Origin of the sequence: Stenotrophomonas sp. JAI102, from assembly GCF_013409105.1 — a bacterium.
In the GTDB taxonomy this organism is placed as follows: Bacteria; Pseudomonadota; Gammaproteobacteria; order Xanthomonadales; family Xanthomonadaceae; genus Stenotrophomonas; species Stenotrophomonas maltophilia_AA.
In genome coordinates, this window is the sequence record NZ_JACCCI010000001.1 from 1,798,865 (window position 1) to 1,823,905 (window position 25,041).

Annotated in this window: 25 protein-coding genes; 15 read left to right on the forward strand and 10 right to left on the reverse strand. The window is 67.0% G+C overall.

The features are described from left to right. Positions 1-34: 34 nt before the first annotated feature. A complete protein-coding gene (locus HDC96_RS08320; protein ID WP_179459495.1) occupies positions 35-640 on the reverse strand; it encodes an EF-hand domain-containing protein in 606 nt (201 codons plus the stop codon). 154 nt (positions 641-794) lie between these two features. On the opposite strand from HDC96_RS08320, the gene HDC96_RS08325 reads away from it, so the two are divergent. Next, positions 795-1,550, forward strand: a complete 756-nt coding sequence (locus tag HDC96_RS08325; protein WP_179459496.1) for an arginyltransferase — start codon at positions 795-797, stop codon at positions 1,548-1,550. A gap of 37 nt (positions 1,551-1,587) precedes the next feature. After that, entirely contained in the window at positions 1,588-2,793 is a 1,206-nt protein-coding gene (locus HDC96_RS08330) for an endonuclease/exonuclease/phosphatase family protein (protein ID WP_179459497.1), read from the forward strand. 256 nt (positions 2,794-3,049) lie between these two features. On the opposite strand, the gene purT is transcribed toward HDC96_RS08330, so the two are convergent. Further along, positions 3,050-4,237: a formate-dependent phosphoribosylglycinamide formyltransferase gene (purT, locus tag HDC96_RS08335; RefSeq protein WP_179459498.1), complete on the reverse strand. Its 1,188-nt coding sequence runs from the start codon at positions 4,235-4,237 to the stop codon at positions 3,050-3,052. Positions 4,238-4,368: 131 nt separating this feature from the next. Here purT and HDC96_RS08340 point away from each other — a divergent pair, with 131 nt between their 5' ends. The 6 genes from HDC96_RS08340 (at position 4,369) to HDC96_RS08365 (ending at position 8,354) form a co-directional block, all read left to right on the forward strand. Beyond that, positions 4,369-5,238, forward strand: a complete 870-nt coding sequence (locus tag HDC96_RS08340; RefSeq protein ID WP_179459499.1) for an SPFH domain-containing protein — start codon at positions 4,369-4,371, stop codon at positions 5,236-5,238. Between the two features lie 87 nt (positions 5,239-5,325). After that, positions 5,326-5,505: a hypothetical protein gene (locus HDC96_RS08345; protein ID WP_046272204.1), complete on the forward strand. Its 180-nt coding sequence runs from the start codon at positions 5,326-5,328 to the stop codon at positions 5,503-5,505. Next, entirely contained in the window at positions 5,502-5,681 is a 180-nt protein-coding gene (locus HDC96_RS08350) for a DUF4177 domain-containing protein (RefSeq protein WP_179459500.1), read from the forward strand. The genes HDC96_RS08345 and HDC96_RS08350 overlap by 4 nt, the downstream gene beginning before the upstream one ends. 1 nt (position 5,682) lies before the next feature. Beyond that, positions 5,683-6,981 carry an alpha/beta fold hydrolase gene (locus HDC96_RS08355; protein ID WP_343203001.1) on the forward strand — a complete coding sequence of 433 codons (1,299 nt, stop codon included), beginning with the start codon at positions 5,683-5,685 and terminating at the stop codon, positions 6,979-6,981. An 8-nt stretch (positions 6,982-6,989) separates the two neighbouring features. After that, positions 6,990-7,535 carry a PH domain-containing protein gene (locus tag HDC96_RS08360; protein ID WP_257018615.1) on the forward strand — a complete coding sequence of 182 codons (546 nt, stop codon included), beginning with the start codon at positions 6,990-6,992 and terminating at the stop codon, positions 7,533-7,535. Positions 7,536-7,544: 9 nt separating this feature from the next. Next, positions 7,545-8,354: a M15 family metallopeptidase gene (locus HDC96_RS08365; RefSeq protein ID WP_179459502.1), complete on the forward strand. Its 810-nt coding sequence runs from the start codon at positions 7,545-7,547 to the stop codon at positions 8,352-8,354. 12 nt (positions 8,355-8,366) lie between these two features. On the opposite strand, the gene HDC96_RS08370 is transcribed toward HDC96_RS08365, so the two are convergent. From HDC96_RS08370 to HDC96_RS08390, 5 genes are all read right to left on the reverse strand, one after another. Continuing rightward, a complete protein-coding gene (locus tag HDC96_RS08370; protein ID WP_179459503.1) occupies positions 8,367-9,041 on the reverse strand; it encodes a DNA-3-methyladenine glycosylase in 675 nt (224 codons plus the stop codon). 1 nt (position 9,042) lies between these two features. After that, positions 9,043-9,414 carry a DUF423 domain-containing protein gene (locus HDC96_RS08375; protein ID WP_019184537.1) on the reverse strand — a complete coding sequence of 124 codons (372 nt, stop codon included), beginning with the start codon at positions 9,412-9,414 and terminating at the stop codon, positions 9,043-9,045. A gap of 103 nt (positions 9,415-9,517) precedes the next feature. Continuing rightward, the gene (locus HDC96_RS08380; RefSeq protein ID WP_179459504.1) at positions 9,518-10,597 is read right to left on the reverse strand and encodes an SRPBCC family protein; all 1,080 of its coding nucleotides are present in this window, start codon (positions 10,595-10,597) and stop codon (positions 9,518-9,520) included. 312 nt (positions 10,598-10,909) lie between these two features. Continuing rightward, positions 10,910-11,551, reverse strand: coding sequence for a response regulator transcription factor (locus HDC96_RS08385; RefSeq protein ID WP_019184539.1), 642 nt, complete (start codon positions 11,549-11,551; stop codon positions 10,910-10,912). Beyond that, positions 11,551-12,747, reverse strand: coding sequence for a sensor histidine kinase (locus HDC96_RS08390; protein ID WP_179459505.1), 1,197 nt, complete (start codon positions 12,745-12,747; stop codon positions 11,551-11,553). Before HDC96_RS08390 ends, HDC96_RS08385 begins: the two co-directional genes overlap by 1 nt. A gap of 138 nt (positions 12,748-12,885) precedes the next feature. Between HDC96_RS08390 and HDC96_RS08395 the strand changes: the two genes are divergently transcribed. Genes HDC96_RS08395 through HDC96_RS08415 form a run of 5 tightly spaced genes read left to right on the forward strand, consistent with a single transcriptional unit; the run spans position 12,886 to position 15,933 of the window. Next, positions 12,886-13,482, forward strand: coding sequence for a GNAT family N-acetyltransferase (locus HDC96_RS08395; RefSeq protein ID WP_179459506.1), 597 nt, complete (start codon positions 12,886-12,888; stop codon positions 13,480-13,482). Positions 13,483-13,497: 15 nt separating this feature from the next. Next, positions 13,498-14,292: a septum site-determining protein MinC gene (gene minC, locus HDC96_RS08400; RefSeq protein ID WP_179459507.1), complete on the forward strand. Its 795-nt coding sequence runs from the start codon at positions 13,498-13,500 to the stop codon at positions 14,290-14,292. 35 nt (positions 14,293-14,327) lie between these two features. Continuing rightward, complete coding sequence (gene minD, locus HDC96_RS08405) at positions 14,328-15,137, forward strand: septum site-determining protein MinD (RefSeq protein WP_088432112.1); 810 nt, start codon at positions 14,328-14,330, stop codon at positions 15,135-15,137. Positions 15,138-15,139: 2 nt separating this feature from the next. Beyond that, positions 15,140-15,400: a cell division topological specificity factor MinE gene (gene minE / locus HDC96_RS08410; RefSeq protein WP_017355894.1), complete on the forward strand. Its 261-nt coding sequence runs from the start codon at positions 15,140-15,142 to the stop codon at positions 15,398-15,400. A gap of 47 nt (positions 15,401-15,447) precedes the next feature. Continuing rightward, a complete protein-coding gene (locus HDC96_RS08415) occupies positions 15,448-15,933 on the forward strand; it encodes a hypothetical protein (RefSeq protein ID WP_179459508.1) in 486 nt (161 codons plus the stop codon). 132 nt (positions 15,934-16,065) lie between these two features. Here the strand turns inward: HDC96_RS08415 and HDC96_RS08420 are convergent, their stop codons facing one another. The 3 genes from HDC96_RS08420 to HDC96_RS08430 form a co-directional block, all read right to left on the reverse strand. Next, on the reverse strand, positions 16,066-17,310 hold the full coding sequence (locus HDC96_RS08420; RefSeq protein WP_179459509.1) for a DUF819 family protein: 1,245 nt from the start codon (positions 17,308-17,310) through the stop codon (positions 16,066-16,068). 149 nt (positions 17,311-17,459) lie between these two features. Then, complete coding sequence (locus HDC96_RS08425) at positions 17,460-19,523, reverse strand: S9 family peptidase (RefSeq protein WP_179459510.1); 2,064 nt, start codon at positions 19,521-19,523, stop codon at positions 17,460-17,462. Positions 19,524-19,669: 146 nt separating this feature from the next. Next, the gene (locus HDC96_RS08430; RefSeq protein WP_179459511.1) at positions 19,670-21,640 is read right to left on the reverse strand and encodes an oligopeptide transporter, OPT family; all 1,971 of its coding nucleotides are present in this window, start codon (positions 21,638-21,640) and stop codon (positions 19,670-19,672) included. A 223-nt stretch (positions 21,641-21,863) separates the two neighbouring features. Here HDC96_RS08430 and HDC96_RS08435 point away from each other — a divergent pair, with 223 nt between their 5' ends. Together HDC96_RS08435 and HDC96_RS08440 are read left to right on the forward strand one after the other, a co-directional pair. Continuing rightward, complete coding sequence (locus HDC96_RS08435) at positions 21,864-23,015, forward strand: heparan-alpha-glucosaminide N-acetyltransferase domain-containing protein (RefSeq protein ID WP_179459512.1); 1,152 nt, start codon at positions 21,864-21,866, stop codon at positions 23,013-23,015. Between the two features lie 151 nt (positions 23,016-23,166). Then, on the forward strand, positions 23,167-24,942 hold the full coding sequence (locus HDC96_RS08440) for an oligopeptide:H+ symporter (RefSeq protein WP_179459513.1): 1,776 nt from the start codon (positions 23,167-23,169) through the stop codon (positions 24,940-24,942). The last annotated feature ends 99 nt before the right edge of the window (positions 24,943-25,041 follow it).

Below are 25,041 nucleotides of genomic sequence, written 5' to 3' on the forward strand. Positions count from 1 at the left end.
CCGGCGCTTTTCTCGTGCAACACCTTCGTACCGCTTACTTCGCGGCCGGTGCCTTCGGCGGCATCGGCGGCTTGCCGTCGCGGTGCTTGCCATCGCGATGATCGCCACGCGGGCCACCGAACGGGCCCTTGGCCGCATCGAACTCGGCCTTGCTCAGCTGGCCGTCCTTGTTGGTGTCGGCTGCGGCGAACCAGGCATCGCGATGCTGCTTCATGCGCAGCTCGCGATCGGCCTTGTCCAGGTAGCCATCCTTGTTGACGTCCATGGCATCGAAGCGCGCGGCCAGGCGCGGATCGGCCTTGGCTTCCTCGCGGCTGATGCGGCCGTCCTTGTTGGTGTCCAGCTTGGCCATCCAATCGCCATGGCCCCCCGGGCCACGCCCGTGGCGCTTGCCGTGCCAGCGCGGCAGTTCCTCGCGGGAGAGCTTGCCGTCCTTGTTGGCATCCAGCGTGTCGAACTGCGCGGCCAGACGCGGCGCCTTCGACGCTTCGGTGCGGTCGATGAAGCCATCGCCGTTGGTATCCAGCTTGGCGCGGGCGGGCTTGTCGCCGGCGGCGGGGGTATCGGCAGCGACCGCCAGGCCGGCAGCACCGGTGGACAGCAGCAGGGCCAGCAGCAGGAGGGATGTGCGGTTGCGCATGGGTAACTCCGGTTAGTGAGGGAAACTGCGTGCGGTGCGTGGCACCCACACCGGTAACAACGCGTGGGCGCCAGCACCGTTGACAGCCCGGCCGGCCGTGTTCATTTGGCAGACAGTCGCGGCGGCTGCGACGGCACGGGGCTATGCTGTGGGCATGGCAATACACGGCGACGGCGACGACGAGCTGCGACTGTTCCAGACCGGCGACCACCCCTGTGGCTACTGGCCGGAACGGGCCGCGCGCGATCTGGTGCTCGATCCCAACGATCCGCGCCTGGGCACGCTGTACCCGATGGCGCTCGGCTGGGGCTTCCGCCGCTCCGGCGATCTGGTCTACCGCCCGCACTGCGCCGACTGCCATGCCTGCGTGGCCGTGCGCATCCCCGTGGCCCGCTTCGCACCGGACCGCAGCCAGCGCCGCTGCCTGGCCCGCAATGCCGATCTGGAAGTACGGATCGTCGCGGCCGAGCAGACCGAAGAGCAGTTCGCGCTGTACCACCGCTACCTCACCCACCGCCACGCGCAGGGCGGCATGGACGAGCACGGCCCGCACGAGTTCGACCAGTTCCTGATCGGGCGCTGGTCGCAGGGCCGTTTCATCGAAATCCGCGGCCCGGCCGAGGATGGCCATCGCGGACCGCTGCTCGGGGTCGCCGTGACCGACGTGACCCCGCAGGGGCTCTCGGCGGTCTACACCTTCTTCGATCCGGACCAGGCCCATCGCGGCCTGGGCACCTTCGCGATCCTGCAGCAGATCGCCTGGGCCCAGCGCGAGCAGCTGCCGCACCTGTACCTGGGCTACTGGATCCGCGGCCACCGCAAGATGGACTACAAGCGCCGGTTCCGCCCGCTGGAGGCCTATGACGGTCGCCGCTGGCACGCGTTCGACGACGAATCGGACGGCCGCTGACGCATCACTGACACCGCGACGGGTGCAGAATAGGCGGATGAAAGCCCATCCCCTGATCCTTGCCCTGGCCCTGCTCTGCGGCGCCTGCGCACAGACCCCTGCCAAGACCGCCGCCATGCCGGATTCCACTTCCGCACCGCTGCGGATCGCCACCTACAACACCTCCCTGTACAGCGACGAGACCGGCGGCCTGATCGCCGAGCTTGAGGGCGACAGCGAACACGCACGCAAGATCGCCGCCGTCCTGCAGCAGGTCCGCCCGGATCTGGTCCTGCTCAACGAGTTCGATTACGACGATGCGCACCGCGCCGCCGACCTGTTCCAGAAGCGCTACCTGGAATCCGCCCAGCCGGGCGGCGGCGAGCCGCTGCACTACGCCTACCGCTACCTCGCCCCGGTCAACACCGGCGTGCAGAGCGGCCTGGACCTGGACAACAACGGCGAGATCGGCGGCGAAGGCCGCGCCCGTGGCAACGATGCCTGGGGCTACGGCCTGCACCCGGGCCAGTACGGCATGCTGGTGCTGTCGCGCTACCCGATCGATGACGCCAAGGTCCGCAGCTTCCAGCTGCTGAAGTGGAGCACGATGCCCGGCGCCCTGCGCCCGATCGACCCGCGCACCGGGAAATCCTTCTACAACGACCACGTCTGGTCACAGCTGCGCCTGTCGTCCAAATCGCATTGGGATGTTCCGGTGAACACCCCGAACGGCACCGTGCACGCCCTGGTCTCGCACCCGACCCCGCCGGTCTTCGACGGTCCGGAAAAGCGCAACGCCGCCCGCAACCACGACGAACTGCGCCTCTGGCAGGACTACCTCAAGGACCGTGACACGTCGTGGCTGTGCGATGACCGCGGCCACTGCGGCGGCCTCCCGCAGGACGCACGCTTCGTCATCCTTGGCGACCTCAACAACGATCCGGCCGACGGCGACGGCCGCCACGAAGCGATCGTCGAACTGATCGAAAACGCCCGCGTCCTGCGCTACCCCACCCCGCGCAGCGTCGGCGCCGAGCAGACCAGCCTGGCCTATGCCGAGAAAGGCATCGTCCGCAAAGGCGCCCCCTTCCACGCCACCGGCGACTTCGGCCCCAAGTCCGGCACCATGCGCCTGGACTACGTCCTGCCCTCTGTCGGCTTCAGCTACATCGGCAGCGGCGTGTTCTGGCCCGCCAATGACAGCCCGGAAGCCAAGATTGCCGACGGCAGCGACCACCATCTGGTGTGGGTGGACGTGAAGTAAAGCCCGCGTCGCTCTCAACGAAAAACGGCGAGCCAAGGCTCGCCGTTTTTCGTTTGCTCCGCTGTTCGAACCGCGCAACCGACCTTCCACGAGGAGGTGATCGGGCAGCCCGATGAAGGACCGTGTGCGGCATGGATGCCGCACTACGAGCCCCCAGGGATGGGTTTACGGCGTGTCCTGCATCGGGCTTCCCGAACGCCTCACACCGACAGCAACCAAGGCGCCAGCTTTGGCTTCTGCGTCGGCCAAACCCGGCTCACGACCGCAACTCGATCCCGATGGCCTCCGCCGCCTCACGCGCAATCTTCCGCGCCTCGTCGATATCCGCCCCCCGCGCCAACGTCACGCCCACCCGCCGATGCCCGTGCACGCTCGGCTTGCCGAACAGACGCAGCGCCGAATCCGGATGCACCAATGCTTCGGCCACATTGCTGAAGAACGGCACGCCCTCGCCATGCGCCAGCATCGCGCACGACGCCGACGGACCGCTCTGGCGGATCACCGGAATCGGCAACCCCAGAATCGCCCGCGCATGCAGCGCGAACTCACTCAACTCCTGCGATGCCAACGTCACCAGGCCGGTGTCGTGCGGACGCGGCGATACCTCGCTGAACCACACCTCGTCGCCCTTCACGAACAACTCGACCCCGAACAGGCCCCAGCCACCCAGCTCATCGGTGATCGCCTGCGAAATCTCCTCCGCCCGCGCCAGCGCACGCGGCGACATCGGCTGCGGCTGCCAGCTCTCGCGGTAGTCCCCGTCCTTCTGCCAATGCCCGATCGGCGCACAGAACGACGTCCCGCCCGCGTGGCGCACGGTCAGCAGAGTGATCTCGTACTCGAAATCGATGAAGCCCTCGACGATGCAGCGCCCGGCACCGGCACGGCCACCGGTCTGCGCGTATTCCCAGGCGGGCGCGATGTCCGCGTCCTGGCGCAGCGTGCTCTGGCCTTTGCCCGAGGAGGACATCACCGGCTTGACCACGCACGGCAGCCCGATCGCCGCCACGGCTGCACGGTACTCGGCGTCGGTATCGACGAAGCGGTACGGCGAGGTCGGCAGGCCCAGGGTCTCGGCGGCAAGCCGACGGATGCCCTCGCGGTCCATCGTCAGGCGTGCCGCGCGTGCGGTCGGCACCACCCGCAGGCCTTGCTCCTGTTCCAGCTGGACCAGCGTTTCGGTATGGATCGCCTCGATCTCCGGCACCACCAGGTGCGGCTTCTCCAGCGCGATCAACGCGCGCAGCGCCATCGCGTCGAGCATGTCGATCACGTGCGAACGGTGTGCCACCTGCATGGCCGGTGCATCGGCATAGCGATCGGCGGCGATCACCTCCACGCCCAGGCGCTGCAGCTCAATGGCGACTTCCTTGCCGAGTTCGCCGGAGCCCAGCAGCAGCACACGGGTGGCGGAAGGAGACAGCGGCGTACCGAGCGTGGACATGGCGGTGTTCCGGGCAACAGGGGCGGGAGGGCATTCTAGCCGCTGCGGCGGCCCCATGGCCGACCGGCCAGGCACTTGCAGCCTGATATCAATTTGATATCTTCAACTCAATCACCCAAGGACGCCCTGCCATGAAAGAGAAGTCGATCCGCTCGCTGTCCGGCCTGCCCTTCCTGCTGCTGGTCCTGGCCCTGACCGCCGTGGCCGTGTGGATGTTCGTGGTGGGTGTGGAGCGCGGCAACCGCAATCCGGCGCTGATCGTCGGCAGCCTGGTGCTGGCCACCACTGCCCTGCTCAGCCTGGTCGGCCTGTACACCGTGCAGCCCAACCAGGCCGTCGTGGTCAGTCTGTTCGGCAAGTACGTCGGCACCGTGAAGGAGAACGGCCTGCGCTGGAACAACCCGTTCTTCACCAAGGTCAAGGTGAGCCAGCGCGTGCGCAACTTCGAAAGCGGCAAGCTCAAGGTCAACGAACTCGATGGCAGTCCGATCGAGATCGCCGCGGTGATCGTGTGGCAGGTGGTGGATGCGTCCGAGGCCGTCTACAACGTGGACGATTACGAGAGCTTCGTGCACATCCAGTCCGAGTCGGCGCTGCGCGCGATGGCCACCAGCTACCCCTACGACCAGCATGAGGAAGGCCAGCTGTCGCTGCGCAGCCATGCGACTGAAATCTCCCAGCACCTCAAGGACGAACTGGCCGAGCGCCTGGCCGATGCCGGCGTGCAGGTGATCGATGCGCGCATCAGCCACCTCGCGTATGCCCCGGAAATCGCCCAGGCGATGCTGCAGCGCCAGCAGGCCAACGCGGTCATCGCCGCGCGTACCCGCATCGTGGCCGGCGCGGTCGGCATGGTCGAGATGGCCTTGGCCGAACTGCAGAAGAACGGCGTGGTCCAGCTCGATGAGGAGCGCAAGGCACACATGGTGAGCAACCTGTTGACCGTGCTGTGCTCGGACCGTGGCACCCAGCCGGTGGTCAACGCCGGTTCGCTGTATTGATGCACCAGCGTGCCGACCCAGGGTCGGCACCTACCAACGCAACGCGGCGCCGAGGGGACGGCACGCGCTGTTGATAAAGGACCCCGCATGACCGAAAAGAAAGCGTACCCGCTGCGTATCAATGCCGATGTCCTGGCGGCGGCGCAGCGTTGGGCCGACGACGAGCTGCGCAGCCTCAATGCGCAGATCGAATACGTGCTGCGTGATGCACTGCGCAAGGCCGGACGCCTTCCCAGACCCACCACCGACAAGGAGAGCAAGTCATGAGCAAACGCTGGAGCTACCTGACCGTTGAAGTGAAAGCGGGCATGCTGGGCATCGTGAAGCCCCAGGATATCCAGGACGCGCTGACCCGGCACGGCGCCCTGGGCTGGGAACTGGTCAACCTCGTCTTCGCACCGCCGATCAACACGCCGATGCTGATCTTCAAGAAGGAGGAGTGAAGTGGACGCGCTGACACGCTGGGGATCGACCCTCCTGATGTTGTGCGCAGGCAGCATCGCCAACGCCGCGTCACCGGAACAGACGGCGGGCGCATTGCTGGATCACCTCCAGGCAGACAAGACCGCCGCCGCCGAGGCGATGTTCACGCCAGAGATGGCCAAGGCCGTTCCGGCCGCGCAACTCCGGTCCATCTGGCAGTCGCTGGGCGACCTTCGCCAGCGCGGCGCAGCGCGGTCTTCCGCGCACGAGGGCATGACCATCGTGGTGGTGCCCCTGACGTTCGCCAAGGGCACGCTTGATGCACAGATCGTGGTGGACGCGCAGCAGCGCGTGGCGGGCCTGATGTTCAAACCTGCGGCGGCGCCAGCCGCGCCCGCACCCGCGCCGCCGGCCGATGCACCCTATCGCGAATCCTCGTTCGAGGTCCCCACCGCGACCGGCGCACTGCCGGGCACACTGGCGATGCCGACCGGCCGCGGCCCGTTCCCCGCTGTCGTTCTGGTGCACGGCTCCGGCCCACAGGATCGCGATGAAACCACCGGCCCCAATCGCCCGTTCCTGGACGTGGCGCGCGGCCTGGCTGCGCAGGGCATCGCGGTGCTGCGCTACGACAAGCGTACGAAGGTGCGCCCGCAGGACTTCGTCGACCGTAACTTCACCATGGACGATGAGACCACTGACGATGCCGTTGCCGCGCTCACTGCATTGGCCGGCGCACCCGACATCGACCCGGATCACCTGTACGTCATGGGCCACAGCCAGGGCGGCATGCTGGCGCCGCGCATTGCACAGCATTCGGACAAAGTGGCCGGTCTGATCCTGTGGTCCGCACCGGCGCGTTCACTGCTGACGATACTGCCGGAGCAGAACCGCTATCTGCTGGGGCTGCGAGGCGGGATCAGCGCAGAGGAACAGGCCTTCCTGGACAAGCTCGAAACACAGATCGCGGCCGCACGCGGCACTGCCGATGTGCCGGCCAAGGACCTGCCCCTGGGCCTGCCGGCCAGCTACTGGCGCGCCTTCGAACAGGTTGATCCGGTTGCCGATGCGCGCGCCTTGAAGCAACCGATCATGCTGTTGCAGGGCGGCCGTGACATCCAAGTGATCGATACGGACTGGCAACTGTGGACACGCGGCCTGTCGCGCGAGCGATCGGTGAGCTTCCGCGACTACCCCAGCCTCAACCACCTCGGCATCCCCGGGCAGGGGCCGGGCACCGTAGAGGAGTACGCCAGCCCTGGCCACGTACTGCCACAGCTGATCGACGACGTTGCCCACTGGATCAAGGAGCAATCATGAGTCCAGACATGTCTGCCGCACCACACCCCTTCGAGGTCGCCCGGGCACCAGCCTGGCGGTTGCTCTGGCTGTGGATTCCGCTGCTGCTCGTCGCCGGCCTGATGGTCGGCACCGCGCTGGACGCGCCGGAGCGTTCACACACCGAGCTGTTCATCACCCTGCCCTTCCTGGCGGTGCTGGCGGCCGCGCTGACCTGGGCGTACACCCGCCGCCGCATCGTGCTGCACGAGGACACGCTGGAGGTGCAGTCGACCTTCTACCGGAAGCGCGTGCCGGTCCGTGACATGCGGTTGGACGAGGCGCGCATCGTCGATCTCGCCGAGCATGGCCGTTACAAGCCCGCGATCAAGACCAACGGCTACGGCGTGCCCGGCTTCCAGTCCGGGCACTACCGGATGGTCGACCGCAGCAAGGCGTTCTGCCTGATCACCGACAGCAGCCGGGTGCTGTACCTGCCGTTGCGCGATGGCAGCGCCTTGGTGATCAGCCCGGAGCGTCCCCGCGTTCTGCTGGAGGCGCTGCAGGCGCTGGCCGGACCGCCGGGCGCGCACTAAGCTGGCGGCATGCGTAGATCCCCTGCCCTGCTGATCAACACCGCCGAGATCGAACTCTGGCCCGGCGGCCTGCTGCGTGCGCGCAGCTCCGCCGACGCGCGCGCCCTGGCCCGTGCGCAGTGGGTGCTGCGGCGCAAGCGCGATGGCCGCTACCTCGCCGTCGCCACTTCCCACGGCGTCCTGCCGCTGGTGCCGCGCCTGATGCGCGAGCCGGGCATCGAGGAGGCGCTGGATGCACTGGACCGCCAGTTGCTGGATCGCCGCCGCGGCAGCGCGCCCGACGCGACGCTGCCCCTGAGTGGCCTGCAGCATCGCCTGGAGACCCTGGGTATCGATGCCGAGGCCTACGAAGCCGCTACCGGGCTGGCGCTGGAAGCCGAACCGACCCAGCTCCACCTGGCCGGTTTCGACCGCTACCGTCGCCCCATGTGGCTGCAGCGTGAGGCCGCGCGTGGCTGGCAACGCCTGCGCCAGCAGGCGGCCAGCGATGGCATCGCGCTGGATGCGATCTCCGGGTACCGCAGCCACGATTACCAGCTCGGCATCTTCGCGCGCAAACGCGACCGTGGGCTGGGCGTGGAGGACATCCTGAAGGTCAATGCCGCGCCGGGGTACAGCGAACATCACAGCGGTTACGCGCTGGATATCGGCACGCCGGGCGAACCGCCGGCCGAAGAATCGTTCGAATCCACGGCCGCCTTCGCCTGGCTGAGCGAGCATGCAGGGCGCTTCGGGTTCCAGCTGAGCTACCCGCGCGACAACCCGCACGGCATCGTCTACGAACCGTGGCACTGGTGCTGGCGGCGGCCTCGCGGGTGACTCCGTCCTGCCTCAGTCCTGCGAGCGGTTGGTCGTCGCCTTCGGATCCACGGTGAAATCGGCGATCCGCCACAGATACAGGCTGGCGTAGGTCCGGAACGGACCCCACTTCTCGCCGCGCGCAAGCAGCTCCTTCGGGCTCGGCATCCGCTCGGCCTTGTCCACACGCTGCGCGCCCTTGCGGACCCCCAGGTCGTCGACCGGCAGGATGTCCGGGCGGCCGAGCCGGAACATCAGCATCATCTCCACCGTCCAGCGGCCGATGCCGCGGATCGGCACCAGGGCGTCGATGATCGCGTCGTGGTCCATCACCGACATCCGGCGCAGGTCGGGGATCTCGCCGGCCGCCTCGCGCCGCGCGAGGTCGCGCAGCGCCAGCGCCTTGTTGCCCGAGACACCGCACACCCGCAGCCCCGGATCGTCGATGCGCGACAGCGTATCGGCATGCAGCCGGCTGCTCCCGATCGCGGTTTCCACCCGTCCCACGATGGTCGAGGCGGCCTTGCCGCTGAGCTGCTGGAACAGGATCGCCCGCGCCAGCGCATCGACCGGGTCGAAGCTCTTCGCCCAGCCCGGCTGTGCCTGGATCGGGCCGAGCCGCTTCATCCACGTGCCCAGCCGGCGGTCGCGCCGGCTCAGCCAGTCGTGGGCTTCATCGACATCGAAGCCCCGGCGGTAACGGGGCATGTCAGCGCCTCAGGGCATTCAGGCCGTAGGCCAGCCAGCCCACCATCAGGGCGGTGCCACCGACCGGAGCCAGTTGGGTGCTGAGCTTCCACAGCGCGCCGGCCACCAGGCTGCCGGAGAACAGCAGCGTGCCGATCAGCAGGACATACAGGGCCAGCCGGCCCAGGGTGTTCTGCTGGGTCGGGCCAAGCACGGCCAGCGCCACGCCATGCCCGAACGCGTACAGCGCCGCGGTGGTGACATGCGACTGCGCCAGTGGATCGGCGATGCCATGCGAAGCGTAAGCGGACAGGCCGACCGCGGTGGCCGCCAGCAGGCCGCCCAGGCCGGCCAGCAGGGAGGGTTTGCGCGTGCGTCGTTCCAGGTTGAGCATGCTTGCGTCCTTCAGACAGTGCCCCGCTGCCGGAGCCAAAAAAAAACGCGCCGCAGGAAGCGGCGCGTTTCAGGTCGTGCGTTACATCACGGCAACCGTCGGATTACTTGACGGCCCAGTAGATGTCGTACGTGCCTTCCGGAGTGAACGACTTTTCCACGCCGTCCTTCCAGGACTCGTACGGACGGTCGATCACTTCGTTGCCGCCGGTCACCGACCACGCACGCAGGGCGTTGCGGGCGATGTCCAGGCCGGCCATGTGGCCGGTGTAGGCCGCGTGGGCCGAACGGTGCGGAGCAACATGCACGTACTTGACCGGTGCACCACCGTCGATCTTCACCGTCAGGGCTTCGGCAGTCGCGCCTTCAGCACCCTTCTTCTTGACCGGCTGGGCCACGTCGAAGGCGTACTTCTCGGCGCCGAAATCGGTGGTGATGATGCGGAACGGACCGGCGGCTTCGAGGTTGTTGGCCTCCATGACGCGCTTGATCCACTCCTGGTTGTCCTTGATGGACTTGGTGATGGTCTCCTGGCCGCGGTCCACGTTGCCGGCGGTGACGACCAGCAGGTCCTCGGCCGGGACGTCCACGATGGCCAGATCGGTCAGCGGGGCTTCGGCGGTGCGGTAGTCCACGTTCGGCACGGTGGCCAGCATGTTGGCCATGCGCGACAGACCCAGCTTCAGGTCGTCACCGGCGTGACGGCTGACGTACAGGCCCGCGTAACGACCGAACAGGTTGAAACCGTACTTGACGCTGTAGTCCTGCGTGATCTTGACGTTGCGGCCACCCTTGCCGGTCGGCTCCAGGGTGAAGTTGGTCACCTTGTCGTGACCCTTGCTCTCGTCTTCGATGGCGATCGCAACGTGCTTGTTCTGCTCGGACTCGGTGATCACCCAGCTACCCTGGCCCAAGGAAGCTTCCTTGGAGGTGTAGTCCAGGCGTGCGCCGACGCCGGCAGCCGGGCCGGAGTGCTTCAGTTCAACGGCGGGATCGCGCAGCAAGAGCGGGTTCCAGTCCTTGAAGCGGCGCAGGCTGTTGACCGTGTCGAACACGATCGTCATCTTGCGGTTGGTCTCGATGCTTTCGGAAATATGGCGCTCGCCCGGCAGACATACGCCAATGATGACGAACAGGCCAGCCACGATCCCCAAGGCGATCAGGAACTCGATAATACGGGTCATTCAGGAGTCTCCGGGGCCGATCCCACGGCCGGGTTGATTGAAGCGAAGCGCCAATCCTAGCAGGCTTCGCCGGTGTTGTTGATCAGGGTTGGCACACCGGTTTCCATGTCGGCAGCGGTTTTGCATAGACAAGGAGCGGAAAGATAACGCATCGCGCGTGTCAGCACGTAGCGGATGGAGAATATTTCTTTGCCGGATTCGGCCGCCGGACCCGAAAACACCTCTGCATCGCTTGCGCTGCAAGGGTTTCACGGATTTCAGAAAATACCCGGCAGCGGCGGCCACCCGAAGGTCTACGCCGGCCCGCCAGGCTCAGACCAGCTGCAGCTCGAAGGCCTTGAGCACCGCCCGGGTGCGGTCGCGCACGCCCAGCTTGGAGAGGATGTTGGACACGTGGTTCTTGATGGTGCCCTCGGCCACGCCCAGTGAATTGGCGATCTCCTTGTTCGAGAAGCCGCTGGCCATCAGCCGCAGGATCTCGGTCTCCCGGTCGGTCAACGGGTCCGGCCGGTCCAGGCTCACGAACTCGTTGCGCATGTGCTCCAGGCCCGACAGCAGGCGCTGGGTGACCGCCGGCTGCACCAGCGAGCCGCCGTCGGCCACGGTCCGGATCGCGCCCACCAGCTGGTCCAGGGTCACGTCCTTGAGGAGGTAGCCCTTGGCGCCGGCCTTGAGCCCGGCCAGCACCAGCTGGTCGTCATCGAAGGTGGTCAGGATGATGGTCGGCGGCAGCTGGTTCAGCCGCGACAGCATCTGCAGCGCTTCCAGGCCGGACATCACCGGCATGCGCATGTCCATCAGCACAACGTCCGGGCGGACCTGCGGAACCACCTCGACGGCCTGGCGGCCATCGGCGGCCTCGGCGACCACCTCGATGCCGTCATCGAGCGCGAGCAGCGAGCGGATTCCCTGCCGCACCAGGGTTTGGTCGTCGACCAGGCAGACGCGAATCATCAACGCACTCCTTCAATGACAGCGGTCAGCATCAATACTGGCACGCCGGGTACCGAGGCACGAAGGCGGAAGCCCTGTCCCCGGCGGGTTTCGATCTGCAGCTCACCACCGCATTGTTGCAGGCGCTCGCGCATCCCGCGCAACCCGTTGCCGACCACGATCCCGTCGGCGCCCACCCCGTCATCATGCGCTTCCAGCACCACGACGCCCGGCGGCTCGCGCCGGACCTTGATCCACAGGTTGCGCGCGCCGGCATGGCGCACCGCATTGGTGATGATTTCCTGGGTGCAGCGCAGCAGCACGTGGGCGCGCTCGGGGTCTTCCACGCTCAGCGGCTCGTCGATGTCCAGGTGGATCTCCAGCGAGGGCACCTGCTCGGTCAGCGGCCGCAGGGCGGCAGCCAGGTCGATCGCCCCACTATCGCGCAGTTGGCTGACCGCCTCGCGCACATCGGTCAGCAGCAGCTTGGCCAGGGTGTGGGCTTGATGCACGTGTTCCTGGGCCTGGCCCTCGGTGATGTGGCCGGCCACTTCCAGATTCAGGCTGAGGGCGGTCAGGTGGTGGCCCAGCAGGTCGTGCAGCTCGCGCGAGATGCGCGTGCGTTCGTTGACCCGGGCGCTCTCGGCCAGCAGCACGCGGGTGGCGCGCAGTTCCGTGTTGAGCCGCCGCTGCTCTTCCCGGGCATCGGTCTGCTGGCGCGCGACCAGGCTGGTCACGAAGATGAACATGGAGAAGCCGCCATACAGCAGCGACTGCATCACCGCCTCGAACAGCGAGAAGTTCAGGATCAGGTAGTAGACCGGCAGCACCGCCAGCTGGCTGAGCAGCAGCCAGATCACGCCGCCGCGCACCGGCAGCATCCACGGGATGACGCCGGCGGCGACCATCATCAGGATGCTGCCCAGGCCCGAGCCGCTCAGGTAGCTCACGCCCAGCGCCGAGGTGGTGAGCAGCACCAGCATCACCCGGTCGTACCAGCGCGAGTGACCGCCGTTGCGCAGCCCGCGGGTCAGCCAGAAGTAGCCGGCGCCGAACGCCAGGTAGGCGGCGAACAGCCACAGCGCCCAGGCATCGACGCCACCGCCGCGGCGCAGCAGTGCTTCGTACTGTGAATAAACCAGAGGGAGTCCGACCATGACCCAGGTGAACAGGCCGGCCAGTCGCAGTACTCGGGTGTGGCTGAGGTATCCCAACATGGACGCATAGTAGGCTGAACCTGTTCCCCTGCACTCCCACAGAAGTCATGCCTGTCGGCTCGCGGGGGGAAGCCACCCATGCAATAATCGGACCGAGGGCCCCTCGATGGGCCAACCGCGTTACCCCACGGAGTCACAATGTCGATTGTCATCCGCGACGTGCGCGAGCACGAGCTCGATTCCGTCCTGGCCCTGAACAACAATGCCGGCCTGGCCATCCTGCCGTTGGATGCCGCCCGCCTGCGTCTGTTCTATGAAAGCGCTGAGTATTTCCGCGTCGCCGAGCGCGACGGCAACCTGGCCGGTTTCCTGATCGGCTTCGGCAGCGACAGCCAGCACGACAGCAGCAACTTCGCTTGGTTCAAGCAGCAACTGGGCAGCAAATTCTTCTATATCGACCGCATCGTGGTCGCCAGCCGCCGTCGCGGCGGTGGCGTCGGCCGTGCGTTCTATGCCGATGCACAGAGCTACGCCGAGCTGCGCTACCCGCAGCTGACCTGCGAGGTCTTCCTCGACCACGGCGCCGATGCCGCCCTGCTCTTCCACGGCAGCTTCGGCTTCCGCGAGGTCGGCCAGAACAACATGGCCCACGTCGATGTGCGCGCCAGCATGCTGCTCAAGGACCTGTGCAGTTACCAGTGGGTCCACGATACCTACGGCGACCAGTTGCCGGATGTGCCCTGGGTGGGCCATCGCCGCGAGCCGCTGCGCGTCCAGCAGCAGACGGGGACCTGATCGGTGGCGGCGAACATGGATTTTGAACAGGCCGGTGAACTGAAGATCGGCCAGGTCGGCATCGCCAACCTGCGCATCCGCACCCTTGACGTCGAACGCCTCACCCGTGAAATGCAGGAACGCGTCGCGCGTGCCCCGAAGCTGTTCGGGCGGGCCGCGGTCATTCTGGATTTCGGCGGGCTCAGCAGGATGCCGGACGTGGCCACCGCCAAGGCGCTGCTGGATGGCCTGCGCAAGGCCGGCGTGCTGCCGGTCGCGCTCGCCTACGGCACCACCGAAACCGACCTGCTCTCCCAGCAGCTCGGCCTGCCGCTGCTGGCCAAGTTCCGCGCCCAGTACGAACGCGCCGAGGCCGAGCCGGCCGCCGCGCCTGCCCGGGCGCCTGCGCCGGTGGCCGAGCCGCCGCGCCGCGCGCGTGCCGCCGCTGCCGCCGTACCTGCGGCGCCCGCGCCCAGCGCCGTCGCCACCGGTGGCGCGCCCAAGCCCGGCCGCATGCAGACCAGCAACGTCCGTTCGGGGCAGCAGCTGTATGCGGAAAACTGCGACCTGACCGTCATGGCCACCGTCGGCGCGGGCGCCGAAGTGATCGCCGATGGCAGCATCCACATCTACGGTACGTTGCGGGGCCGTGCCCTGGCAGGTGCCCAAGGCAACACCACGGCGCGCATTTTCTGCCGTGAATTCCACGCTGAACTGGTCGCCATTGCCGGCCACTACAAGGTACTGGACGATGTCCCGGACTCCCTGCGCGGCAAGGCCGTGCAGGTGTGGCTGGAACAGGACCAGATCAAGATCGCTGCGCTGGACTGACGCAGCCCCCAAACAGAAGAATCAGGAGAAATCCTTTGGCTGAAATCATCGTAGTCACCTCCGGCAAGGGCGGCGTCGGCAAAACCACCAGCAGCGCCAGCCTGGCCTGTGGGTTGGCGCGTCGTGGAAAAAAGGTGGCGGTGATCGACTTCGACGTCGGCCTGCGCAACCTGGACCTGATCATGGGCTGCGAGCGCCGCGTGGTGTACGACTTCGTCAATGTCGTGCACGGCGAAGCGACTCTCAAGCAGGCCCTGATCAAGGACAAGCGCTTCGACAACCTGTACGTGCTGGCTGCTTCGCAGACCCGCGACAAGGACGCGCTGACCCAGGAAGGCGTGCGCAAGGTGCTCGACGATCTCATCGCCGACGGCTTTGAATACGTCATCTGCGACTCCCCGGCCGGCATCGAGAAGGGTGCGTTCCTGGCGATGTACTACGCCGACCGTGCGGTCGTGGTGGTGAATCCGGAAGTGTCCTCGGTACGCGACTCCGACCGCATCATCGGTCTGCTCGATTCGAAGACCCACAAGGCCGAATCCGGCAAGAACGTGCCGGCCTTCCTGCTGCTCACGCGCTACAGCCCGGTACGGGTGGAAAGCGGCGAGATGCTCAGCATCACCGACGTGGAAGAAGTGCTGGGCCTGAAGGCCATTGGCGTGGTGCCCGAGTCGGGCGACGTGCTCAATGCGTCCAACAAGGGTGAACCGGTCATTCTGGACCCCGAATCGGCGGCGGGGCAGGCATACGAAGATGCGGTGGGCCGCATCCTTGGCGAAGAGCGTCCGATGCGCTTCACCACCGTGGAGAAGAAAGGCTTCTTCAGCAAGCTGTTCGGAGGGTAAGCATGGGACTGTTCGATTTCCTGAACCGAAAGAAGACCACTGCCGAAACGGCCAAGAACCGCCTGCAGATCATCATCGCGCAGGAACGCAGCCACCGCGGCGGCCCGGACTACCTGCCGCTGCTGCAGCGCGAGCTGCTGGAAGTGATCAAGAAGTACGTCAACATCGACGCTGATGCGGTCAAGGTCGACCTGGTCAAGGACGGTGAGCACGACGTGCTCGATATCTCCGTCGCCTTGCCGGAAGGCCCGCAGCAGCCCTGATCGACATCGCCCCTTCCGGACCGGAAGGGGCGGTTGCGCGGTAACCCATGAACGACGCTGCCCCCACCGCCGAACCGCAGGTCACCCGCGTCGGCGATATCCGTTTCGACGATGCCCATGCCCTGCTCGCCACCCACGATCTGCACCTGCATCGTGTGGCCGAGGGCGCGCCGATTCCGGGCAGCTATTGGGGCGAACCCGAGGCCGGCATCATCGGCAGCGACGTGTATGTCCGCGATGACACGCCCGTGCACTCGATGCTGCACGAAGCCTGCCACCTGATCGTGCTGCCGCCGGAGCGGCGTGCGCTGGTGCATACCGATGCCACCGATTCGGTGCCCGAAGAAGACGCCACCTGTTATCTGCAGATCGTGCTGGCCGGCAGGCTTGCCGGTGTCGGCAGTGCGCGGTTGATGGCCGACATGGATGCGTGGGGGTATACGTATCGGTTGGGGTCTACGAAGGCGTGGTTTGAGCAGGATGCGGAAGATGCGAAGGCGTGGTTGGTCGAACGCGGTCTTCTTGCTGCGTAAAACCACGCTTTCCTTCGCTGACGCCTTCCGCGAAATGCATCCACGCATGGCGTGGATCTACCCGGGACATGCATCCACGCATGGCGTGGATTTACCCAGGACATGCATCCACGCATGGCGTGGATAGCGCGATCATCCCTGCCCGGCCATCGCGCGCAGGGTGATGCCCACGATGTAGGCCAGATACGTGCCCGTCGCGTAGCCCATCGTGCCCAGCAGCACGCCGACCGGGGCCAGCGAGGGATGGAACGCTGCGGCCACCACCGGGGCCGAGGCCGGCCCACCGATATTGGATTGCGAGCCGATCGCGAAGTAGAAGAACGGCACCTTCAGCGCGCGCGCCAGCGCCCACAGCAGCACGATGTGCACGGCGATCCAGATCAGGCCGAGCAGGAACAGCCACGGGCGGTCGAGCAGCGCGAGCAGGTCCATCTGCATGCCGATGCAGGCGATCAGGAAATACAGCAGCAGCGAGCCCAGCTTGGAGGCCCCCGCACCTTCGAGGTTGCGTGCACGGGTAAAGCTCAGCGCCAGGCCGCAGGTGGTGGAGATCACCACCACCCAGACGAACGGCGCGTCCAGGCTGAACTGCGGCGCCCAGACCACATGGCCCTTGAACCAGGCCGAGACCGGCCCGCCGATCGCATGCGACAGCCCCACCACGCCGAACGCCACGGCGACGATCAGCATCAGGTCGGTCAGGCTGGCCACGCGTTCGTGCTGCGCCTGGAAGGCCTGGATACGCAGCTTCAGCGCGTCGATGCCCGAGGTGTCGGCACCGCTGCGCGCATCGATCTTCGCCGAACGCCCGGCCATGAAGATCAGCACGGCCATCCACACGTAGCCCACGCCGACATCGACCACCGCGAACTGCCCGAAGGTGGTCGCGTTGACGTCGAACACTTCGCGCATGGCGAGCATGTTGGCGCCGCCGCCGATCCAGCTGCCGGCCAGCGCGGCCATGCCGGCCCAGGTATCGCCGGCGACGGTTGCTGGATGCAGCCACTTCATCAGCTGGAAGGCCGCCACCGCGCCGATCATGATGCTCAGCGAGGCGCCCAGGTACATCACGATCACTTTCGGGCCCAGCCGCAGGATGCCCTTGATGTCCACAGCCAACGTGAGCAGCACCAGCGCGGCGGGCAGCAGGATGTCGCGCGCGACCGGGTTGTAGAGATGGGTGTTCTGGCCGTCGATCAGGCCAACGGTGTTGTACACACCGGGAATCAGGTAACACAGCAGCAACGCGGGCACGTAGGTATAGAAGCGCTTCCACAGCCCCTGCTCGCGCGCGGCGGTCCAGAACACGGCACCGAGGGTGGCGGCGATCAGACCGAAGACGACGATGTCGTTCTGGATCAGGGGGGCGGTGGGCATGCGGACGTCCCGGGTAGAGCCGAGCCATGCTCGGCTGCTGTTGGCGGAAAGGGGGGGGCGCGAAGAGCATCCGAGCTTGGCTCGGCACTACCGGGCAGGGGTGGCGCAATGTCAAAGCGCCGCCCCTGGGGGCGGCGCTTGAATCGGGCTTATTCGCCGATGTGCTGCTTCAACCAGCCGTTGACGGTATCGTGCCACTGCACGCTGTTCTGCGGCTTGAGCACCCAGTGGTTCTCGTCCGGGAAGTACAGGAACTTGGACTCGATGCCCTGGCGCTGGGCGGCGGTGAACGCGGCCAGGCCCTGCTCCACCGGAATGCGGTAGTCGAGCTGGCCGTGCACGATCAGGATCGGCTTCTTCCAGTTCGATACGTGGTTGACCGGGTTGAACTTCTCGTAGCTGGCGGCCTTTTCGTACGGCGTGCCGCCCTGCTCCCACTCGGTGAACCACAGCTCTTCGGTGGCGTAGCCCATCATGCGCTGGTCGAACACGCCGTCATGGTTGACCAGGCACTTCCACGGCTCGTTCCAGTTGCCGGCGATCCAGTTGACCATGAAGCCGCCGTAGCTGGCGCCCAGCGCGCACGCCTTGTCGCCGTTGAGGAACGGGTACTGCTTCTGTGCCGCGGCCCAGCCCTTCTGCAGGTCTTCCAGCGGGCGGTCGCCCCAGTGCTGGCTGATCGCATCGGTGAAGGCCTGGCCGTAACCGGTAGAGCCATGGAAGTCGATCATGACCACCGCGTAGCCCTGGCCGGCGTAGGTCTGCGGATTCCAGCGGTAGCTCCAGCCATTGCCGAAGCTGCCCTGCGGGCCGCCGTGGATCAGGAACGCGACCGGGTAGCGCTTGCCTTCCTGGTAGTTGTACGGCTTGACCACGTAACCGTGCACGGTCTCGTTGTTCCAGCCCTTGAACTGGAACTGCTCGTAATCGCCGAAGGCGACATCGGGCAGCATCTCGCCGGCGCTCGGGGTGATCTCGCGCGGGTTGGCACCATCGAAGGCGGCCACGACGATCTGGTCGCCGCTCTTCAGGCTGTTCTTCGTATACGCCAGCGTGGTGCCGGCGATCACCGGCGAGCCGATGCTGCCGCCGTCGACCACGACTTCGGCCTCACCGGTGGCGATGTCGACGCCGAACAGGCGGTGCTCGCCCATGTCGTCGGCGCTGGTGTAGATCAGGGCGCCGTCACCGGACAGCACGATCTCGCCGGCCGAGCGGTCCCACTTCGGCGCGATCTCACGGGTCTTGCCGGTGGCCACGTCCATCGCCATCAGGCCGAAGCGGTCCGCTTCGAAGCCCGGGCGCTTCATGGCGCGGTAGTACAGGGTCTTGCCATCGGCGCTGAACACCGGGCCGGCATCCCAGGCCGGGTTGGACGCGGTCAGGTTGACCGGCGCCTGCTTGCCCTCGGCATCCAGGCGGTACAGGTCGAAGTTGGTCGACCACGGCTCCTGCTTGCCGGCCACGCGGATCGCAGCGACCACGGTCTTGCCGTCCGGCGACCAGGTGAAATCGTCATTGCCACCGAACGGCTTGGACGGCGCATCGCCGGCCAGCGTCGCGCTGATCGCCGAGGCACCCTTCACCGCGGCGCCCTTGGCGGCCGGCAGCGGTGCCACGAACAGCGTGTTGCGGCGGCCATCGGCCCAGGTGTCCCAATGGCGCACGAACAGGCTGTCGAACACCTCACCGGTGTTCTTGCGCGCCTTGTGCGCGTCCAGCTTCTTGCTGGTGCAGGCCAGGTCCGAACCGCAGTCCTGGAACACACCGCTGCTGAAGGCCACGCGGTCGCCCTGCGGCGAGACGTGGAAGCTGTCCACATCGACAGGGAAATCGGTCAGCTGGCGCGGGGCGCCGCCGGTGGTCGGCTGCGCGTACAGCTGCTGGCTGCCGTTCTTGGCGCTCAGGAAATACACGGTCTGGCCATCGGCCGACAGCGCGGCGGAATTGACGTTCCAGCCGGCCGGGGTGAGCGGCTTGGGCGGGGCCAGGTCACGCGTGCGCAGGTTGCGGATGAACAGGCCGGTGCTGGCCTTGCTGTCGGCACCGACCACGCGCTTGGCGAAGATCACGTTGCCGCCATCGGCGGTGAGCAGCGGGCTGGAGACCCGATCCAGCGCGATCATGTCGCGCACATCCAGGCCACGCGTGGCCGCCAGCGAAGGCATCGCGGTCAGCAGGCACAACGGCAGCAGGGCGTAACGAAGTTTCATCGGGGTCTCCGCGGAACGGCAAAACGCCGATGGTAGGGCCGCAGGGGCCGCACATGCAAAGGCCATCGGTCATGCCGGTGCCTTGCCTGGGAGCAGAAACGACAAACCCCGCCGGAGCGGGGCGTGTCGTGACGCAGACCGGGGCTTCAGACCGAACCGACCGCGCGCTTGCCGGTGCGGTAGATCAGCCAGCCGACCAGGAACAGCACGGCCAGACCGATCCACTGCGCGCCCGGCAGGTGGAACGGCAGCGCCAGCACGTCGGCACGGCTGCTGATCACGATCGGAACCGCGATGGCGATACCCATCAGGGCTTCACCGGTGATCAGGCCGGCGGCGAACAGCACGCCCGGCTTGTGCACGCGGTCGCGGCCTTCTTCGTCGTCGCCACGGATCTTGTGGAAACGCTCCACCAGATAGGCGATCAGGCCACCCAGGAAGATCGGCACCATCAGCTCCAGCGGCAGGTAGATACCGATGGCGGCCGCCAGCACCGGCACGCGGAAGCGTGCGTTGCGCGACTTCAGCCAGCTGTCGAAGGCGATGATCGCCGCGCCGACCACCGCGCCGATGCCGATGAAGGTCCACGGCAGCTCGCCACCGAACAGACCCTTGGCCACCGAGGCCATCAGGTTCGCCTGCGGCGCGGCCAACGCGTTGGGATGCAACTCGGACTTGACGCCGATGCCGTAGGCGGTCGCCAGCAGGTTCAGCACCGGGGCCATGATCAGCGCGCACGAGAACGCGCCGATGCCCAGCATCAGCTGCTGCTTCCACGGGGTGGCGCCGACGATGTAGCCGGCCTTGAGGTCTTGCAGATTGTCACCACCGACCGCGGCCGCACAGCACACCACCGCGCCGATCATGATCGCGGCCACGGCACCCAGCGGTGCACCGCCGACGCCGACCGGGGTCAGGCCATCCTTGCCGAGCAGCAGCACCAGCACCGCCGAGGCGAACAGGATGGTGGAGATGGTGATGCCCGAGACCGGGTTGTTGGAGGAGCCGATCAGACCGGCCAGGTAGGCCGAGACCGACACGAACAGGAAGCCGGCCACGATCATGATCAGCGTCATCGGGATCGACACGTGCCACTGGCCCACGATGGCCTGGTACAGCGCCAGCAGCGGCAGGGTGAAGACGACCAGTGCCACCAGCATCCACTTCATCGGCAGGTCGCGCTCAGTGTGCGCCAGCGCCGGGCCACCGCTCTTGCGGGCCGCGGCAAAGCCACTCTTGACGCCATTGAGCAGCGACTTGCGCAGCGAGATCAGCGTCCAGACACCACCGATCAGCATCGCGCCCACGCCCAGGTAACGCATCTTCGCGCCCCAGATGGCGAAGGCCGCCTCGGTGGAGGAGGCCGTGGCGATCGAAGCCGCCAGCGCCGGATCGGTGTTCATGAAGAACGCCTGGTACAGCGGAATGGCGATATGCCAGGTCAGGATCGAGCCGGACACCACCACGATGCCAACATTCAGGCCGACGATGTAGCCCACGCCCAGCAGCGCCGGGGACAGGTTGGTGCCGATGAAGGCGCTGATCTTCGAGCCGCCCACGTAGGCCGAGGTGGCCCAGGCATCCGGAATCAGGCGCAGGCCGCTTTCGGCCGCCAGCTTGACGAAGGCGCCGATCACCGCCGACACCGCCAGGATCTTCAGGCCCGGGCCGGGGTTCTCACCAGCCTTGAGCACTTCGGCGGCGGCTTTGCCTTCCGGGAACGGAAGCGGATCTTCCACGATCATCGAACGGCGCAGCGGCACCGAGAACAGCACGCCCAGCAGGCCACCCAGGCCGGCGATGCCCAGCACCCACCAGTACTTGAAGTCCGGCCAGTAGCCCATGATCACCAGCGCGGGGATCGTGAAGATCACGCCGGCGGCGATCGACGAGCCGGCCGAGGCGCCGGTCTGGACGATGTTGTTTTCCAGGATCGTGCCACCGCCGAGCAGGCGCAGCACCCCCATGGAAATGACCGCGGCGGGAATGGCGGTGGCGATGGTCAGGCCTGCGAACAGACCGAGGTAGGCGTTGGCGGCCGACAGAATCACCGCCAGCACGATGGCAAGCACCACCGCGCGGAAAGTGAGCTGGCGTGGCGCAGCGTCGTTGTTCATGGAAGCCCCTGCTGGCAAAAAATCCCTGCCACGCTAGCGTTCATGTACGGGCAAGTCCAGTAGTGCCGGCCGCTGGCCGGCAACCCTGCACCACCTGATCGAGGCCCCTGTTGACCTACGCGTGCCGACGCAGCCGCGACACGCCGGACTCGGCAAGGCCCAAGGCCGGGCCCATCCATTTTAGTTATGTTATATCCTATCGCACCGAACAACCGGCGCCGCTGTGACGTCTTCCCCCACCTCCCGCCTGACCTCCATCGACCAGCTGCGCGGCACCGTGATCGTGCTGATGCTGCTCGACCACGTGCGCGAAACCTTCCATATGCACCAGCAGGTGGGCGACCCGATGGCGGTCGATCAGGTCGAGCCGGCGCTGTTCGTCAGCCGGCTGCTGGCCCACCTGTGCGCCCCGGTGTTCGTGCTGCTGACCGGTCTGTCCGCCTGGCTGTACGCCAGCGGCAAGCCCGACGGGCGGCGGGCCGCGTCGGCCTTCCTGCTCAAGCGCGGCCTGTTCCTGGTCGTGCTGGAGCTGCTGGTGGTCAACTTCGCCTGGACCCTGCAGTTCCCGCCCAGCGTGGTGTACCTGCAGGTGATCTGGGCGATCGGGATCAGCATGATCGCGCTGGCCGGCCTGCTGTGGCTGCCACGCGGCGCGCTGGCGGTGCTGGCACTGGCCGTGATCGTCGGGCACAACCTGCTCGATGGCATCCGCGTGCAGGGCGACGGTGCACTGGCCGTGGTCTGGAAGGTGCTGCACCAGCGCGACTGGATCGCCGTTACCGACGGGTTGCGGCTGCGCACCTCCTACCCGGTGCTGCCGTGGATCGGCGTCATTGCGCTGGGCTGGGTGATCGGGCCGTGGTTCGCGCGTGGCGGTGATGCCCTTTTGCGCCAGCGCCGCCTGTGGATGACCGGCACCGGTGCGCTGCTGGTGTTCGTGCTGCTGCGGGCGGTGAACCTCTACGGTGACAGCCCGTGGCAGTCGTTCGCCAGCGCCGCCGGCACGGCGATGAGTTTCTTCAACGTCACCAAGTACCCGCCCTCGCTGCTGTTCCTGCTGCTGACCCTGGGCATCGGCCTGCTGTTGCTGCGCCTGTACGAGCAGCCGCGCGTGGCCCGGGCGCTGGCGCCGCTGGCCGACATCGGCGCGGCGCCGATGTTCTTTTACCTGCTGCACCTGTACGTGCTGAAGCTGCTCTACGTGCTGGCCGAGGCGCGCTGGGGCCAGACTCACGGGGGGTACTTCGCGGTCGACCACGTGGCGACGCTGTGGCTTGTCACCGCCGTGCTGGCGCTGGGGCTGTACTGGCCGACGCGGGCGTTCGCACGGTTCAAGGCACGGCGCCGGGATCTGGCTTGGCTTCGCTATCTGTAAGCGCGCGATGCCGGGCTGCTGAGGCTGCCGGCCAGCGGCCGGCACTACGACAGCGGCCGGCACTACCGCAGCGGAGCTGCCAGACCCGGCACGGCTGACCGTTCGCCCCGGGCCTATACTCGCCCCCTTGTCCGCCCTGCCCTATCCCTCGATGACCGCAGCCGCCCTGCCCGCCGCCTCGACCTCCTCCGCGACCGACGACTTCCTCGGCCATCCCAAGGGCGTTTACATCTGCTTCTTCACCGAGATGTGGGAGCGGTTCTCGTTCTACGGGATGAAGGCGCTGCTGCTGCTGTATCTCACCAAATACCACCTGTTCGGCGACAAGGCCGGCCTGGACCTGCTCGGTGCCTACGGTGGGCTGGTCTACTGCATTCCGGTGTTCGGTGGCCTGCTCGCCGACCGTTGGCTGGGCATGCGCAAGGCCGTGGTGTTCGGCGGCGTGCTGCTGGTGCTCGGCCATCTCGGCATGGCCTTCGAAGGCCATGCGGCGGTCCGCGTCGATGGCGCGGTGGTGCGCGATGACGCCGCACTGGGCATCACCTACCTGTCGCTGGCGCTGATCATCATGGGCGTGGGCTTCCTCAAGCCCAATATCTCCACCATCGTCGGCAAGCTCTACCCGGAAAACGATCCACGCCGCGATTCGGGCTTCTCGCTGTTCTATGCCGGCATCAACCTGGGCGCGCTGTTCGCGTCGCTGGTCTGCGGTTTCCTCGGCGAAGCCTACGGCTGGAAATACGGCTTCGGCGCGGCCGGCATCGGCATGGTGATCGGGCTCGGCATGTTCCTGTGGGGGCAGAAGTATCTGCAGGGCCATGCCGAACCGTCCGACCTGCCGGCACTGCGCCAGCGCGTGCTCGGCATCCGCCGCGAATGGCTGATCTATGCGGTGGCCGTGCTCGGGGTGGTGCCGGTCGCCGCCCTGATGTGGGCGGCCGCCAACGGCGCGTTCGCGCTTGGCGGGGAAATCAGCCTGGCGCTGATGCTGATGATCGTCGTGCTCGGTGGCGTGCTGGTCTGGTTCGCCTGGTTCACCGGCACCCGCTGCACGCCGGTGCAGCGCCAGCAGATGATCGCCCTGATGGCCCTGATCTTCATGGCGCTGGTGTTCTTCACCCTGTACGAGCAGACCTACGGCTCGTGGGTCACGTTCACCGATCGCCTGCTGACCAAGGACCTGGTGCCCTCGCTGGTGATCCAGGGCGGCACGCCGCTGCCGTGGTCGATCGCCTCGCTGCTGCTGGCACCGCTGGGGTTCGTGGTGGCCGCGCGCCTGTCCGAGCGCAGCCCCGGCTCGTCCGCACCCCGCACGCTGTTCATCGTCATCGTCGCTGCGATGCTGGTGATGCTGATCCGCGACTGCCTGGTGATCCCGCAGACCGCCGGCTCGCTGACCTACCTCGGCGGCCTGTTCCTGGTCGTGCTCGCGCCGCTGTTCGCGATGCTGTGGGCGTGGCTGGACCGTCGTCGGAAGGACCCGTCCAAGCCGGTCAAATCCTCGATCGGCCTGGTCTTCGCCGCGCTGTCGTTCGTGCCCCTGGCGCTGGCCGCCCAGCACGTCGGCGCGACCGGGCAGATGGCCAGCGTGTGGTGGCTGGTGCTGGCCTACCTGATCCTGGAGATCGGCGAAATGTGCCTGTCGCCGGTTGGCCTGTCGGCGGTGACCCAGCTGGCCGCGCCGCGCGTGGTCAGCCTGATGATGGGCACCTGGTTCCTGGCCACCGCGTTCTCGGAAACGCTGGCTGCGCTGTTCGGCAAGCTCGCCGCGATCGAGGTGCCGGAAGGCCAGACCATGGACATCGCCAGCGCCGCCGCCAGCTACGAGCACCTGTTCTGGCTGCTGATGTGGATCGGCCTGGGCTGCGCCGCTGTCGCCCTGATCTGCTCGCCGCTGCTGAAGCGGATGATGCACGGGGTGCGGTAGGTCCGACCCGTGGTCGGATGCACTGCGGTGCGGCGGTGTCCGCGATGGCCTTGCCCGAGCGTGGTCCGGCCTACCGGAAGGTGGGTGGCACGACAACGG